Below are 15,654 nucleotides of genomic sequence, written 5' to 3' on the forward strand. Positions count from 1 at the left end.
TTCCCTCTCTCTCGTATAGACTTTCCTTGAGTTCCCACCTTGGGAAGAGTTTGTTCCCAAGGTGGGAATAAACTCTTCCCAAGGTGGGAACAAACTGTATTCCTTATCTTAACTGCTAATAAAAACTCGATTTCTTCGGTGACGGCTAGGTGACGGCTCAAAAAGCAATCCGTCACCACTTAATCATCTATAAACCAATAACTTAACTGCCATGGTGACGGCTTTTGCCATTTTTAATGAAATCTCCCAGAAAGTATATTTTTGATTAACCTGAGCGCTCGAGATAAAAAAAAGATCTCTCCATGCGCTAACGCTTAGTAGAGATGACAAGAGTGGGATTGGTATTCGGTCTGAACGATTGACATAAATCAAGAGAATGGGGTAAAATCGTTAAAAAATACACCCCAAATGTGATTTTTATATAAAATTATTCGTTTTTGACGATTATATGCATTATTTTTGCAGCCTGAACATTAGCGAAAGCAGGACTTAGTCTAACGATAAGTGGGATTTATTCTACATTATTTATATATTATTAATCAAAAGAGAGAGAATTTATGGAAAAAAGACTAACGTTGTTTTTTGTCAGCCTCTTCCTGTTCGTAGGTAGTGCGCTGGCTCAGACGAAAGTTTCCGGTACTGTGCTCTCACAGGAAGACGGTCAGCCGATCATCGGTGCAGCCGTTAAGGTAGATGGAACAAGTACCGGTATGTTGACTGACGTGAATGGTCGTTTCAGCCTGACTCTTCCTGAGGGAAAGAAGACGCTGACGATCTCTTACCTGGGTTATGAGCCCAAGACCGTGACAGCCAAGAACGGTATGCGCGTCTTCTTGAAGAGCGACGCCGCTGCACTCGACGAGGTGATCGTTGTGGCTTACGGTACTCAGAAGAAGTCAGCATTCACAGGTTCTGCCGCTCAGGTAGACGCTAAGGCTATCGAGGCTCACGTTTCTTCAAACGTTGCCAACTCACTGGCCGGTGCCGCCCCTGGTGTGCAGATCATGAGCGATAGTGGTGACCCAACCAACAGCTCACCCACCATCCGCATCCGTGGTATCGGTTCTATGTCGGCTGGTAACAACCCGCTGATCGTGCTCGACGGTATGCCTTACGATGGTAGGCTGAACTCTATCAACCCGAGCGATGTTGAGTCGATGACGGTGCTGAAGGATGCTTCTGCAAGTGCCATCTACGGTGCCCGTGGTGCCAACGGTGTTGTGCTGATCACCACCAAGAAGGGCCGCAACCAGGACGCCGAGATCAAGTTCGACGCCAAGTGGGGTTCTAACAGCCGCCTGATTCCGCAGTACGACGTGATCGACAATCCCGGTCAGTACTACGAGGCTCACTTCCAGCAGCTGTACAACTCGCAGATCTACAACGGCAAGACCGCTGCCGAGGCTTATGCTTTCGCCAACAAGAATCTCTACGACCAGAACAACGGTGGTCTGGGTTACCAGATTTTCACTGTTCCCGACGGTGAGAACCTAATTGGTACCAACCTGAAGCTGAACCCCAACGCTAAGCTGGGTTACACATACAAGGATCCTAAGACCGGTGAGGAATACTACTATACACCTGACGACTGGTACGACGAGGCTTTCCACAACTCATTCCGTCAGGAGTACAACGTCAGCTTCAGCGGTGTGACCGACAAGCTGAACTACTATGCCAGCGCCGGTTACCTGAAGGACGGTGGTGTTGTTAACAACTCTGACATGCAGCGTTATACCGCCCGTCTGAACGTGGACTATCAGGTGAAGAAGTGGTTGAAGATCGGCACCAACATGAGCTACGCCCATCGCGACGCCAACCAGCCCTCTTACTCTTCTTCATGGGGTTCGTCTGGTAACATCTTCTATATCTGTAACATGATCGCTCCCATCTATCCCCTGTATGTTCGCAATGCCGACGGCAGCATCAAGACAGAGGACGGACGCACGGTCTATGACTCAAACAACACGAGCTTCAAGCGCGCTAACTTCGTTGGTAACGCTATCCGCGATAACGAGGTGAACCGCACCAAGTCATATAGTGACGACTTCAACGGCAAGTTCTCAGCTATCTTCACCCCAATCGAGGGTCTGACACTGAGTGCCAACCTCGCCGTTTCTTCACGTAACACCCGTGAGAATGACCTCTATTCTACCTTTGGTAGCGCTTCTGCACAGGACGGTATCGCCGATCTGTATCAGTATCGTTTCTTCAACGTGACTAACCAGTATCTGGCCAACTACCGTACCGACTTCGCCAACAACACCCACCATCTGGATGTGCTGGCCGGTTACGAGCAGTACAAGCTGAAGTACCAGTACATCAATGGCAGCAACGACCACCTGTTCAACCCCTACATCGGTGAGCTTGGCAACGCTGCTGGTACTGATAACAAGCAGATGAACTCATTCACTCAGGAGTATATGACCGAAGGTTTCCTGGGTCGTGTACAGTATGACTACCTCGAGAAGTACTTCGTGAGCGCTTCTTATCGTCGCGACGCTTCTAGCCGTTTCGCTCCCGGACACCGCTGGGGTAACTTCTTCAGCGTTGGTCTCGCTTGGGAAATGTCGAAGGAGAAGTTCCTGAAGGACGTGAAGTGGATCGACATGCTGAAGTTGAAGGCCAGCTATGGTGAGCAGGGTAACGACGCTATCGGTACTACTGCCGGCTCGCTGAGCTCGACTTCTACATCAGGTTGGTACACCCCGTATGCCGACCAGTATGAGGCTTCTTATGCCAACGGCTACTCACTCGTACTGAAGTATAAGGGTAACGAGGAGCTGACTTGGGAAAAGTCGAAGGCTTTCAACGTAGGTGTTGACTTCTCACTCTTCAAGGGTCGTCTGACCGGTACCATCGAGTACTTCAACCGCAAGACCTCTGATCTGCTGTACTACAAGCCCGTGCCCCTGTCAGCAGGTAACCCCACCGGTGAGTATCCTACCAACGTAGGTAAGATCACCAACAAGGGTGTTGAGTTCAACGTAGTAGGTACCATCGTGAAGACCAGCGACATCCTCTGGACTGCCAACCTGAACCTGACTCACTACAAGAACACCGTCGACGAGCTCGATGAGTCTGTTCGTGAGAATGGTATCAAATACTCTACTTCTATCATCACCGAGGGCGGCTCGCTCTACGATGCTTACATGTACAAGTTTGCCGGTGTCAACAAGGAGACTGGTGAGGCTATGTACTACTATAAGGAGAAGGATGAGAATGGCAAGGAGACTGGCCGCGACCTGACCACCAGCAACTTCTCACAGGCCGACAAGTATAACTGCGGCAGCGTGCTGCCTAAGGTTTACGGTGGTTTCGGCACCACGCTCGACATCTACGGCTTCGACCTCTCTGCACAGTTCCAGTTCCAGCTCGGCGGTAAGATCTACGACGGTTCTTATCAGGCCCTGATGCACACTCAGGCTTCTGCAGGTCAGGCTTGGCACAAGGATGCCCTGAAGGCTTGGACTCCCGAGAACCCCAACTCATGCATCCCCCGCATGGATGGCGACACACAGGTTGGACAGTCGGCTGTCGACCGTTTCCAGATCAGTTCTAACTATCTGAGTCTGAACAACCTGACGCTGGGTTACACCTTCCCCAAGAAGCTGATTGCCCCGCTGACACTCTCAAATCTGCGTATCTATGTTGCAGGCGAGAATCTGTTCGTATGGTCAAAGCGTAAGGGCCTCGATCCCCGCTACTCACTTGGTATCGGTGGTTACACCAGCGGTTCAGGTCTGAACACGAACTCTTACTCTGCTATGCGTACCATCACAGCCGGTCTGTCCGTATCGTTCTAATGGTAATAAAGTTAAAAGCTAAAAAAGTTAAGAATATGAAGTTCAATAAGATATCAATTCTCGCAGTAGCCGGTGTGCTGACACTCACCGCCTGCGACGACGTGAACAAGCAGGAGCCTGCAGGCGGCATGATCACTCAGGACCAGCTGACGGCGACCTACAGCGCCATCCCCACTCGTGTGGACGCCACCTTCGCCGGAATGTTCAACATGATGGGTGAGCCTTACGGCGTATTCGGCACAGGCCGTAGCCGTGCCGACGACTTCGGCTTCGTGATGGCAGCCCTCTCGCAGGATGCTGAGGGTGCCGACTATATCTATCCCAACAGCGGTTACAACTGGTTCTCTGTATGCGGTGAGTACACCTCGCGTACACCTAACTACGCTAACCCCTACATCCGCTACGCCATCGTCTACAATCAGATTAAGATTGCCAACGACCTGATCAGCTCGTTGGGTGCCAATGAGGACGACGCCAGTAAGAACAAGGTGGCTCAGGCCCGCGCTATCCGCGCCTTCGACTACCTGAACCTCGTGCCTTACTTCCAGTTCAACTACCAGGGCCACCAGAGCGACCCCTGCGTGCCCATCGTGACTCCTGAGACGCCCGATCCCGCCAACAACCCCCGTGCTTCGGTGCAGGAGTGCTACGACCTTATCATGGACGACCTCAACGCTGCCATCTCCGTGCTCGGCACCCAACGCGACAGCAAGGCACAGGTCGACATCAACGTGGCCTATGGTCTGCGTGCCCGCGCCAACCTCTATATGGGTAAGTGGGCCGACGCCGCCGCCGATGCTGCCAAGGCTATGGAGGGCTACACCCCCGCCACTATCGAGGAGGTTAGCACACCTACCTTCGTCGATGCCAGCGAGCATAACTGGATCTGGGGTATCATCCTGACCGACGACCAGGCTCAGGACCGCTATGCCACCAGCGCCTCTTGGCTGTCGAGCTTCTCAGCCAGCGCCTACACGGCCGGTGCTGCCTGCTACGCTATGATCAACAAGATGCTCTACGATAAGATTCCCGCCACCGACGTCCGCAAGGGCTGGTGGGTTGACGAGAACCTCCACTCACCCCTGCTCGCTACCATCACTTGGAATGGTAAGACCGGCGACGACATCGCTCCCCTCTACATCGCTGACGTGAAGGAGCCGTTCGAGCCTTACACCAACGTGAAGTTCGGTATGAAGCGCGGTATCGGTAACACCATCAACGCCAACGACTTCCCCCTGATGCGTGTCGAGGAGATGATCCTGATCCAGGCCGAGGGTCTTGCCAAGAGCGGCAACGAGGCTCAGGCCAAGCAGATTCTCGAGAACTTCGTGAAGACCTATCGTGATCCTTCTTACGACATCTCGAAGAGCGGCCGTAACCTCGCCGACGAGATCTGGTACCAGCGCCGTGTAGAGCTCTGGGGCGAAGGCTTCTTCATGGCCGACGCCAACCGTCTGCACAAGCCCGTGGTTCGCTTCAAGGACAATGCCGAGAGCACCAACGAGCCCGATGCCTTCCGCTTCAACATCGATCCCGATGATCCTTGGCTGCTCATGCGCTTCAGCGACAGCGAGACCAATGCCAATGCCGCTATTGTCAACAACGAAGGCGGCTCTCAGCCCAAGCAGGACCAGAACCCCTCACTTCGTGACGGTGTGACTGATTAAAGGTAAAACAGTAAAAAAGTAAAGAGTTATGAAGATCAATAAGATTTTTATGCTGGCCACGATGGCACTCGTAAGCATGGGCATCGCCTCTTGTAGCAGCGACGACGACTATGCTCCCGGCAAGCCCGCTGGCAGCAACGACGTATATTTCACGAATGAGGCTAGCCAGGCTATCGAGCTGACCGCCACGAGCTTCACCATCACCCTGGGCCGTGCCGATGCAGGCAGCGCCATTTCTGTGCCCCTGGTACAGCGTCAGGTAGCCTCTGTGTTCACCGTTCCCGCAACGGCTGAATTCGCAGCCGGTCAGACCGAGACCGAGGTAACCATCCAGGTCAGCAGTGAGGCAGAGCCTTTCACCGACTATCAACTTCGTCTGGCCATCCCCGAGGAGTACACCTCGCCCTACAAGGCTGGTGATCCAAAAATGGTGCCAGAGCTGAACATCTACATCCACAAGGAGGACTATAAGGACTACGCTAAGGTTCTCTACGACGACCAGTTCTGGTATGAGGAAAGCTGGGAGGATGTGCTCCAGTACTCAGCCACACTCGACCTCTACCGTATCGCTCCGTTCGCAGAGGGCTTCTGGATGTTCTACAAGATTGAGGAGGGCAAGAGCATCACCCCATGCACCAGCGAGGGTAAGGCTTACACCGGCGCCATCGCCACTGGTATCACGCACCCGAGCTACGGAGCTGTGAGCGCTACATGGGTCAAAGACGATAGCGGTTACGATGCCAACGAGAATGCCTACTATGTCAACTATGAGTGGACAGTATCCGCCGGTTCATTCGGCAAAGGCTACAACCTCATCAAGATCCTCAGCAAGTTCTAAACAAACTCTGATAAAGTTGAATCCCCTCGCGGTGGGCGAGGGGATTTCTTTTTTCTTATGGGGAGAAAGAATGAGAGAGGGGGCGAAAGAATGAAAGAGAGGGGCGAAAGCCCAGAACAAAAAAAAGAGAGACCCTGAAAGTCTCTCTTTTCCGTGATCCGTTTGGGGCTCGAACCCAAGACCCCAACATTAAAAGTGTTGTGCTCTACCGACTGAGCTAACGGATCGACCTTATTTTGCTATCTCTCGAAAGCGGGTGCAAAGGTAGGCATAATTTTTGAATCTGCCAAATTTATTCGGATGAATTTTCTTTTGGCGGCTCATTTTCGTTCTCTTTTGTCACATATCGCTGGTAGTAGGCTATCAACAGCGTGGTCAAAGGCAGGGCGATAATCAGGCCGATGAATCCCAGCAGAGCACCCCAGACGGAGAGCGAAAGCAGCAGGATGGCAGGGTTGAGTCCCATAGCCTTACCCATCACCTTCGGCGTGACCACCATATCGCAAATGAGCTGTACGATGATGAACACCAACAGGGCCATGATCAGGATAAACCAGAAGTTCTGACCCGTATCTGCCGACTTGAGCAGGGCGAGGAGCACTGTGGGGATAAGGGCAAACGTATGGAGATAGGGCACAAGGTCCATGATGCCGATCATGATGCCCAGACCGATAGCCATCGGGAAGTCGATGATGGTGAAGCCTATGCAGAATAGCACACCCATGATAAGGGCCACCAGACCCTGACCTCGGATGTAGTTGTTCAGCTCGCGCTCTACGTCGAGCATCAGCTCTGACCAGAAAGGACGCGCCTTCTTGGGGAAGATACGAATCCAATTATCGGTGAGATACTCGTAGTCGAGCAGGATGAAGAACATATATAATAAGGTGATAAACGAGGCAACGACGCTCACGACGATGCTGTAGGTATGTCCCAACACGCTGAACAGCTCGGGCATCACGGTCTTAAGACCATCTGTGAAGGTACTGCTCTGGAAGAAGTCACCTATCTCATCCTGATTATCCACCCACCACTGGGTGATGGCTCCAGGAATACTGTCGATATGGGCCTCCTTGCGGATATAGTCGCTAGCCAACTGACCCAGTTTTTCAAACTGCTCAATCATCGGGGGGATGATGAGGTAGACGATGCCACTGACAACGGCAACGACGAGGATGAGCGTCAGGATGATGCTCAGCGCACGGGGCAGGTGCATGCGGCGCTCCACGAACTTCACGATTGGATAAAGCAGGTAGGCGAAGAACCAGGCGATAACAAACGGCAGCAGCACACTACTCAGATAGTTAATCAACAGCAGGATGCCCAGAATCAGCAGGCCTGCTCCTATCCAGCGTACAAGGCGGTCAAGCGTGATGGTCTTTTCTTTCATTTTCTTCTTGTATTGCTTTTTGATAACATTCACGACACAGAGGTTCGTATTCCGTAGTCTCGCCCAGGAGCACCCGCTGCTGGGAGGCCACTTTACGATGGCTGACGTAGGCCAGATTGCCACAGCGCACACAGATGGCATGCACCTTTGTCACTTCGTCGGCAATGGCACAGAGGGCAGGCATCGGGCCAAAGGGCACACCCTTATAGTCCATATCAAGGCCTGCCACGATGACACGCACCCCACGGTTGGCCAGTTCATTGCAGACATCGACCAGACCCATATCGAAGAATTGGGCCTCGTCGATACCCACCACGTCGATATCGCTCGACAGCAGCAGAATACTGGCTGATGAATCTATAGGCGTAGAGAGGATGTGATTCTGGTCATGGCTTACCACATCCTCCTCAGAATATCGTACATCGATAGCCGGTTTATAGATCTCCACTTTCTGACGGGCGAACTGCGCACGTCTTAGTCGGCGGATCAGTTCCTCCGTCTTGCCCGAGAACATCGAGCCGCACACCACTTCTATTCTCCCAGGACGGTGAGCCTCTCCTGTTAAGTTTTCAGTCATAATCGTTGCAAAGTTACGAATAAGTTCCTAATTATATTAAAAAATAAGGATTAAAAATTAAAAATTGTGCCAAAAGTGTCATTTTTTTACTTTTCACCTTTCACTTTTCACTTCTATTTTGTAACTTTGCCCCCTGTTATGGGTATTTTGTACATTGTACCAACCCCAGTAGGCAATATGGAGGACATGACCTTTCGTGCCGTCCGTATCTTGAAAGAGGTAGACCTTGTGCTGGCAGAGGACACCCGTACTTCGGGTATCCTCCTGAAGCATTTCGACATCCGTAACCAGCTGATGTCGCATCATAAATTCAATGAACATGGTACTTCCGCAGGTATCGTCGGCCGTCTGTTGGCTGGTGAGAATGTGGCACTAATCAGTGATGCCGGCACACCTGGTATCAGCGACCCTGGTTTTTTCCTTGTCCGCGAAGCTGTCCGTGCAGGTGTCGAAGTGCAGTGCCTCCCGGGGGCCACGGCCTTTGTGCCCGCCCTGGTGTCGAGCGGTCTGCCCTGCGACCGTTTCGCCTTCGAAGGTTTCCTACCCCAGAAGAAGGGTCGCCAGACCAAGATCGAGTCGCTCAAGGACGAACCGCGTACGATGATCTTCTACGAGTCGCCCTATCGGGTGGTGAAAACCCTCCAGCAGTTTGCCGAGGCATATGGTGGCGACCGTCAGGTGAGCGTCTGCCGTGAAATCTCGAAAATCCATGAGGAGAGCGTACGCGGCACCCTCGACGAGGTGATTGCCCATTTCAAGGAGAAAGAGCCCAAGGGTGAGATTGTCATCATCCTGGAAGGAAAGAAGGAGTAAAACAGTGAAATGTATAATTATAAATAAATAAGGTATGAAAAAGCTATTTATCTTGACCGTATGTGCGATTGCACTGGGAAGTTGTAATGAAGGTGTGAAGAAAGCAGAGGAAGCTGCACAGCAGCAGCGCGACTCTTTGGAGCAGATCATCTCGCAGAAAGACAATGAGATCAACGACATGATGACCACGCTGAGTGACATCGAAGAGGGGTTCCGTGAGATTACCGAGGCCCAGAACCGCGTGACGCTCGCCAAGCAGGGCGAAGGTACCAACACCACCCAGCGCATCAAGGAGAATTTCCAGTTCATCCAGTCGGTTATGAAGCAGAACAAGGAACTGATCAACAAGCTGAAGCAGCAGGTACGCGAGAGTAGCGTGAAGGGCGGACAGCTGAAGAAGATCATCGACAACCTCACCGAGCAGATGGAGAAGAAAGACCAGCAGCTTCAGACGCTCCGCGAGGAACTCGACAAGAAAGATATCCACATCGCCGAACTCGACGAGAAAGTGGCCGACCTGAACACCAACGTCACCAATCTGACTGCCGAGAACACTGAGAAGGCCCAGACCATCTCAAATCAAGATAAGCAGCTGAACACCGCCTGGTTTGTCTTCGGCACCAGCAAAGAACTAAAGGAGCACAATGTGCTTGTCAAGGGTAAGGTGCTGCAGGGCGACTTCGACAAGAGCTACTTCACGAAGATCGACATCCGCATCGACAAGGAGATCAAACTCTACAGCAAGTCGGCTCATATCCTGACCACTCATCCTGCCAGCGCCTATACGCTGGAGCGCGATGCCAACAAGCAGTATATCCTCCGCATCACCGACCCGCAGCTCTTCTGGTCAACGAGCAAGTATCTCGTCATACAGGTGAAATAAGCTCCTGCAACATCGCCTGGAAACGTCCGGGGATGATGATGTGGTGGTTGCCGATAGGCTCTGTCAGGAAATAGGAAGTCTTTGACTTCTCGGCTAATTGAATGACCTGCTGCGTACGGCAGAGGTCTGCTTTGGCCTGATTCCTGACTAGTTCGCCCTCAGCAATGAAGCTGCGCGAGAGATCACCAGAGACTTTGAATATCGTAACAGCCCCCGGAGCCATATAGCCTCGGATACCAATACCGATACCTGACTCGAAATGGGTATCGAGTTCATAGCGTTCCACCATATTCAAGGGGATCGTACAATGAGCGAACACCATCTCTCCCGTTTCGGGATTGATGGTGGAGGGATTGGCCTGGAAGCCCGAAATGCCCGTCAGAGAACGAGCAATCATCATTGACAGCATGGCAGGGACATCACCCTCGCAACCAGCCACGAAACCCTCGGCATTTAACTTTGCCAAGGCCATGCAACCGGTATTCTTTATCTCCGTCAACAGATCGAAGCAACGCAAGGTAAAGCCCTGCAAACGATACTTCGCTATCAGTTCCTTTAAGGCCAGATATATTCTATTGGCACCAGGAAGGGCGTTTTTAATCATCTCCACATCGGAAGTTTCCTGTGCAGCCGTCTCTGGTGTAACAGCAAGGATATCCAAAAGAGCCTGCATGGGGATGTCCACTAGTTCGATGCCCAAGCGTCGTTTCGCCTCAGCATAGTCTGACTGACTGGATATCAACCAATCGGAGGGTTGTCCAATCACACCAAGCCTACACCCTTCCAGCAATCCTCTCGCCTCTCCGACCTTTGCCAAAAGCACAATGCGTTTGGCGATATAATCGGCACTGCCATGTATAATTTCACCTTTAAGGTTGTTCTGGCGAAGATAAGAGAGAATTTCCATTGAAGCTGCCAAGGAATTGCTCTTGCCAGATGTCAACAGATAGAAAGGCGCACGGCCTGACTTCTCCAACAGTTCGGGGAGCAGTTTCTTGAAGATACCCTCTGTGCCACCAGTACGGACATAAATCAGACTGAGCGAGTGGCTGCCATAGTCAACATAGTCGCTACCTTTCAGGACATAGTCGACACCAAGGCTTTCAAGAAACGTCTTAGTCACAGCACTGACGGCTTTCTCGTCGTGAAGTGCTGAGGTGAGTGTATAAATGGCTATCATATCTTTATTTCAGTTTGGGTTTCAGTTCGTCGGGGGATTCCTTCGTAAACATGCTGACCTTCGGACCGTCTTTCGTGAAAAGATTCTGAATAACTTCTGGTTTAAGCGTCAGCGAAGGGGCGAAGTCTGCACTGTCCATATAGGAAAGGATGGCTTCGCGCATCTGACGCGCCACGATACGGTGATCCAAATCAGAAGCGATATCCATCGTTGTCATCAGCAGGCTGCCGTTCAGCACCTTTGCCTCGACCAGCATCCCCAGTTTACGGGAGATATGCCATGTGTCGATGGGTTGGATGGGCGGCTGGTAGTCCTTCGGGAAGTCTTGAAGGTTCATCACCTGAGCCTTGTTCAGCAACTCCCACCAGTTCAGGTCGCCCCAGTCATCGGTGGGGAAGCCGTGTCTGAATAAGGGATGTTGTTGGTCAATATAGGCGCCTGTGGTGTGAGGCGGGCGCATCTTAAACCAAGAGGTATTCCAAAACACAGGCAGATAATGCTGTACGACATCACTGCCCAGGCGCACTTTTCCCGCAGCCGTCAGCAGCACCTTGCCGCCACGCTTCAGGGCATCCAGCACCTTTGCGTCGAGCGAGTCGGCAATCAGGATACCGTCGTGGCTCACGCTGTCGAGGGTGTCAGGATAGACCCAGAAATCCCAATGGTTCTGATACTGATTGCCGCCGACGGAAACGGTCAGCGTGTACTTCCCGGGGACCTCAATACTGTCGAGCGCCATCTTTACGGTGCCTATGGGTGTATGCTTGTCGAGCGGGATGTCGCCCCCGTAGAGCCTGCCGCCACACAGCACCTGGCCTGCATCATTATTTATATAATAGTTGACGCGCGCACTCCGGATATTACCATACATGGCGTTGTATACCTCGACAGGCACCACCAGACTGTCGGCTGTGGTGTAGACAAACTTGGGAAAACGCGCCAATGGCACGATGGGCGAGCAGAACTGTCGCCACTCACGGGCATTGGTATATCCCTTCTCACGCCAATGGACGTTGAGCGCCCCGACGAGCGCCGTACCCTGGCCACTGTAGTCGTTCAGTCCCAAAAGCTGGAAACCGGCATAGTCGCTGGTGCGCAAATTGCGCTCAATCTCATATTTATAACAGAGTGTCTGCAATTTACCGCTCGCCATCAGGAATTTCTCAGCTTGAGAAGCCATGCCGTTATCGCTGAGCAAGTCGCGGAAGATTTCAAAGTTACGAGCCTTATAGACACCAGTATATTGGGGAATCTCCCTGAAGTCGGGGAAAGCGCACCACTGCCCCTGTTCATGGGCGATGATAGGCGAGTTGTTGTCAACAGAGTCCTTATAGTTGCGCGGACGGAGTATCTGGCTGTAGTAGTCGTCATCGCTGCTGGGGGCACGACGATCCCAGTCGAGTCCACGGGCACCACCCTTGACATGATACTCGGAGCCGTCATCCCAGGCCCAACCGCCACCGACAGAAGCACCGCAGTAGATGCGGGTAGGGTCATAGCGCTTCATCTCATTGACCCACTTATTGCAATATTCCACCCAGTTGCCGGCAGGCTCATTGCCTGCTGCCATCATGATAAAGGAGGGGTGATGGCCGTAAGTGTCAACAATGCGCTTGCTCTCCTGCAGCAGATAACTGTCAATCGTCTGTCCGGCCAGCAGCTTCGCACCGTGGTTAGGCCACGACGGGCCTTCTGGCTGGAGGTAGAAGCCCACCTTATCAGCTGCAGCAAAAGCCGCATCAGGCGGACAATAGGAATGGAATCGCATATGATTAAGACCGTATTCCTTACATTTCCGGAAGATATGCAACCATGCCGCCTCATCCGTAGGAGGGTAGCCCGTCTCAGGGAAGCAACAATTCTCCACCGTGCCCCGCAGGAAGATCGGACGATGGTTCAGAACAATCTGCCTTCCATCCACCAGGACCTCACGCATGCCAAAGGTTGTTTCATAATAATCATCGCCTACGCCGATACCAATGCGATAGAGATTAGGATGGAACTCGTCCCACAAGAACGCCCCTCCCAGCAGCGTCATCTCGACATCCATCACTTTAGAATTTATGTCGAAATGAGTGACATAGAGATTGGCAGAGTCACGTCCTTCCTGCTGAATCATAACCTCCATCTCGTAGAATGAGAAGTTGGGTGACAATCCTTGAAGCTCCACCTGCAAACGGACAGAACTGGTTGAGGGCTGTGGATAGATTCTAACCTTGTCGATATGCAGGCGCTGGGGTTGGGCACGGAGTTCCATCCGCCCAACAATACCGTTCCAGTTTCCTTGAGTCTGATCTGTTACACTATGCGAGTCCTGCCCTACCCCCACGTGGTCGATGCCATTATAGACAAACACCGCGATGGTATTCCGCGCTCCCAGCTGGATATAGTCGGTCACATCGAAAAGATGCGGAGTGGAAAGCGAATTGTCGCTACCCACCTTTTGACCATTCACATAGACTGTGGTCTCAATATGCGGGCGCTCTAGGTAGAGGGTGATATGCCGTTTCTTCCACGACTCTGGCACATAGACGCTGCGCCGATACCACGCCCCACCTACATAGTGTTTCTCAGGCGTCAGGAAGAAAGGGAACTTCATGTTTCCTTCCTGACGATACTTCTCCATATAGGGATTAAAATAATAGCTGGAGTCGTAGAGCGAGCCCGTCCAGCGGGTGTCCACCGTAACAGGGAAGCCTTGGTCATTGGTCTGCATCGAACCAGGCAGCAGCACATAGTCCTGATATTTTGTTGAATCGCCAAGCGCAAACTGCCATGAGCCTGACAAACTGATCACCTCCTGAGAGGAAGCGAATAGTGCGGAGTGGATAGTGAATAGTATAAGCAGTAGTCTCTTCATTGTTATTATGCCGTTACTTCTGGATTCTCAAAACGGGAGCGATGTCGTTGCACGGCTTTGGCAGCACCACCTTCAGCCCTTCGAAGGTCTGTTGAGCCTTCAGCTTGCCATATCCCAACAGATATACGCTCGAGATGGTCTTCTTGAAATCGGGATTGCCCTTGGCGAGCGACTTGATGACGAGCGTTCCGTTCTCAGGCCAGCCCAGGGCCGTTGCATAGAGATATTTCTTTGTCTGATTAAAACGGACATCGCGGGCATCAAGTTTACTGTACATTCCTTCGTTAAAGCCTTGGGCATTGATTTTGATATCTGTCTCTGCAACTGGTCCCTCGCCGAATTTCACCCAAGGACGGGTTCCGAAGATACTCTCGCCGTTGACCGACATCCAGGCTTCGAGGTTGTCGAGCACCTTGGCCTCCTTGTCGTCGTAGGTACCATCGGCCCGCAAGGGGATGCTCAGCAGCAGATTGCCGTTCTTCGACACGATATCCACGAGCTGCTTCACCACCGTCTCGGCACTCTTGTAGCCGTCTTTCTCGTATATGCTGGTCTTATAGTGCCAGTTGCCGATGCAGTTACAGGTCTGCCAGGGGATATCAATCAACTCATTGGGCGCGCCGCGCTCTACATCCCACGTCAGAGCCTTGCGCTGGTCGTCGTTCAGGATCTTGCCGAACACCACACTTCGCGGGTTCTTATTATAAAGATGTGCGGCAATCCTCAGTCCGCAGTCGCTGATGGGATAGAAGGGCAACACGGTCACATCGAAGTAAATGAGGTCGGGATGATAGCGATTGATGGCATCGAGGGTACGGTCATAGAAGTTGGTGACAAACTCCTGCGACGGCGGGCAAGCGCCTTCGCCCCACCCCCACTGGTCGTGCACCTTTCCGTTGCTCCAAGAGTCATAACTCATCGGATGACGCTGCTGGTAGAGATTCTGCGGGTCGAGTCCTTCCCACCATTTGCCCTTTCCGTCGGCCTTCGTCAGGTTGCCATCGTAATAGACGCCAGCCTTCGGTCCCTTGATGTCATAACGCTGGGCGGGCTCATACCATGTCCACGCATGGTCGGCATGAAACGAGATACCGAACGGCAACCCAGCCTTCTTGGCCGCCTTGGCCCATCCATCGAGGATATCCTTCTTAGGACCTATCCGTTTAGAGTTCCACTCCTGGTATTTAGAGTCCCAGAGATCGAAGTTGTCGTGGTGATTGCCCAATACGAAGAAATACTTGGCGCCACAACGCTTATAGCGCTCCACAAGTGCCTCCGGATCCCATTTCTCGGCCTTGAACAAAGGCAGCACATCCTTGAAGCCAAACTCTGATGGGTGGCCATAATGCTCCACGTGCCACTTGTACTCACGACTGTCCTCCATATACATCGAACGGGCCATCCAGTCGCCTGAGCCCTCCACGCACTGGGGGCCCCAATGCGCCCAGATGCCAAACTTAGCATCACGGAACCACTCTGGCGTCTGATGCGTCTCCAGAGATTCCCAAGTAGGTTGATACCTGCCCGTCAGCATCTTCTCATGCTGCTCTGACACGGGCACCTGATAGGTCTGACCGAACACAACGGCCATACCACAACACATCGACAAGGTCATCAATAATCGTTTCATGCTGCAAAAGTAC

Annotated in this window: 10 protein-coding genes and 1 tRNA gene; 5 read left to right on the forward strand and 6 right to left on the reverse strand. The window is 52.3% G+C overall.

The window, feature by feature from the left end; genetic code table 11:
* The first annotated feature begins 557 nt into the window (after positions 1-557).
* The 3 genes from BMY16_RS11690 to BMY16_RS11700 are packed head-to-tail and all read left to right on the forward strand — an operon-like array spanning position 558 to position 6,308.
* Positions 558-3,803, forward strand: a complete 3,246-nt coding sequence (locus tag BMY16_RS11690) for a SusC/RagA family TonB-linked outer membrane protein (RefSeq protein WP_091842661.1) — start codon at positions 558-560, stop codon at positions 3,801-3,803.
* Between the two features lie 35 nt (positions 3,804-3,838).
* A complete protein-coding gene (locus tag BMY16_RS11695; protein ID WP_091842738.1) occupies positions 3,839-5,470 on the forward strand; it encodes a RagB/SusD family nutrient uptake outer membrane protein in 1,632 nt (543 codons plus the stop codon).
* Between the two features lie 28 nt (positions 5,471-5,498).
* Entirely contained in the window at positions 5,499-6,308 is an 810-nt protein-coding gene (locus BMY16_RS11700) for a hypothetical protein (RefSeq protein WP_091842663.1), read from the forward strand.
* Positions 6,309-6,462: 154 nt separating this feature from the next.
* On the opposite strand, the gene BMY16_RS11705 is transcribed toward BMY16_RS11700, so the two are convergent.
* From BMY16_RS11705 to BMY16_RS11715, 3 genes are all read right to left on the reverse strand, one after another.
* Positions 6,463-6,535: transfer RNA gene (locus BMY16_RS11705), tRNA-Lys, on the reverse strand.
* A 65-nt stretch (positions 6,536-6,600) separates the two neighbouring features.
* Positions 6,601-7,698 carry an AI-2E family transporter gene (locus tag BMY16_RS11710; RefSeq protein ID WP_091842665.1) on the reverse strand — a complete coding sequence of 366 codons (1,098 nt, stop codon included), beginning with the start codon at positions 7,696-7,698 and terminating at the stop codon, positions 6,601-6,603.
* Complete coding sequence (locus BMY16_RS11715) at positions 7,673-8,275, reverse strand: thymidine kinase (RefSeq protein ID WP_091842666.1); 603 nt, start codon at positions 8,273-8,275, stop codon at positions 7,673-7,675. Before BMY16_RS11715 ends, BMY16_RS11710 begins: the two co-directional genes overlap by 26 nt.
* Positions 8,276-8,413: 138 nt before the next feature.
* Between BMY16_RS11715 and rsmI the strand changes: the two genes are divergently transcribed.
* The gene (rsmI, locus tag BMY16_RS11720) at positions 8,414-9,088 is read left to right on the forward strand and encodes a 16S rRNA (cytidine(1402)-2'-O)-methyltransferase (RefSeq protein WP_091842668.1); all 675 of its coding nucleotides are present in this window, start codon (positions 8,414-8,416) and stop codon (positions 9,086-9,088) included.
* Between the two features lie 34 nt (positions 9,089-9,122).
* Positions 9,123-9,971, forward strand: coding sequence for a Cbp1 family collagen-binding glycoprotein adhesin (locus tag BMY16_RS11725; RefSeq protein WP_091842670.1), 849 nt, complete (start codon positions 9,123-9,125; stop codon positions 9,969-9,971).
* Here BMY16_RS11725 and BMY16_RS11730 read toward each other — a convergent pair.
* The 3 genes from BMY16_RS11730 to BMY16_RS11740 are packed head-to-tail and all read right to left on the reverse strand — an operon-like array spanning position 9,955 to position 15,641.
* Positions 9,955-11,151, reverse strand: coding sequence for an L-arabinose isomerase family protein (locus tag BMY16_RS11730; RefSeq protein WP_091842671.1), 1,197 nt, complete (start codon positions 11,149-11,151; stop codon positions 9,955-9,957). The two genes, BMY16_RS11725 and BMY16_RS11730, sit on opposite strands and share 17 nt — an antisense overlap.
* Positions 11,152-11,155: 4 nt before the next feature.
* Entirely contained in the window at positions 11,156-14,011 is a 2,856-nt protein-coding gene (locus BMY16_RS11735) for a sugar-binding domain-containing protein (protein WP_091842673.1), read from the reverse strand.
* 13 nt (positions 14,012-14,024) lie between these two features.
* Positions 14,025-15,641 (reverse strand): alpha-L-fucosidase, encoded by a 1,617-nt coding sequence (locus BMY16_RS11740; protein ID WP_091842675.1) that lies wholly within the window; start codon positions 15,639-15,641, stop codon positions 14,025-14,027.
* Positions 15,642-15,654 lie beyond the last annotated feature (13 nt).

Source organism: Prevotella sp. ne3005 (assembly GCF_900110085.1).
GTDB lineage: Bacteria > Bacteroidota > Bacteroidia > Bacteroidales > Bacteroidaceae > Prevotella.

Excerpts from the sequence above, each read along its gene's own strand:
- BMY16_RS11740 (WP_091842675.1), bottom strand. The coding sequence starts at position 15,641 with ATGAAACGATTATTGATGACCTTGTCGATGTGTTGTGGTATGGCCGTT.
- BMY16_RS11710 (WP_091842665.1), bottom strand. The coding sequence starts at position 7,698 with ATGAAAGAAAAGACCATCACGCTTGACCGCCTTGTACGCTGGATAGGA.
- rsmI (WP_091842668.1), top strand. The coding sequence starts at position 8,414 with ATGGGTATTTTGTACATTGTACCAACCCCAGTAGGCAATATGGAGGAC.
- BMY16_RS11730 (WP_091842671.1), bottom strand. The coding sequence starts at position 11,151 with ATGATAGCCATTTATACACTCACCTCAGCACTTCACGACGAGAAAGCC.
- BMY16_RS11700 (WP_091842663.1), top strand. The coding sequence starts at position 5,499 with ATGAAGATCAATAAGATTTTTATGCTGGCCACGATGGCACTCGTAAGC.
- BMY16_RS11690 (WP_091842661.1), top strand. The coding sequence starts at position 558 with ATGGAAAAAAGACTAACGTTGTTTTTTGTCAGCCTCTTCCTGTTCGTA.
- BMY16_RS11735 (WP_091842673.1), bottom strand. The coding sequence starts at position 14,011 with ATGAAGAGACTACTGCTTATACTATTCACTATCCACTCCGCACTATTC.
- BMY16_RS11695 (WP_091842738.1), top strand. The coding sequence starts at position 3,839 with ATGAAGTTCAATAAGATATCAATTCTCGCAGTAGCCGGTGTGCTGACA.
- BMY16_RS11715 (WP_091842666.1), bottom strand. The coding sequence starts at position 8,275 with ATGACTGAAAACTTAACAGGAGAGGCTCACCGTCCTGGGAGAATAGAA.
- BMY16_RS11725 (WP_091842670.1), top strand. The coding sequence starts at position 9,123 with ATGAAAAAGCTATTTATCTTGACCGTATGTGCGATTGCACTGGGAAGT.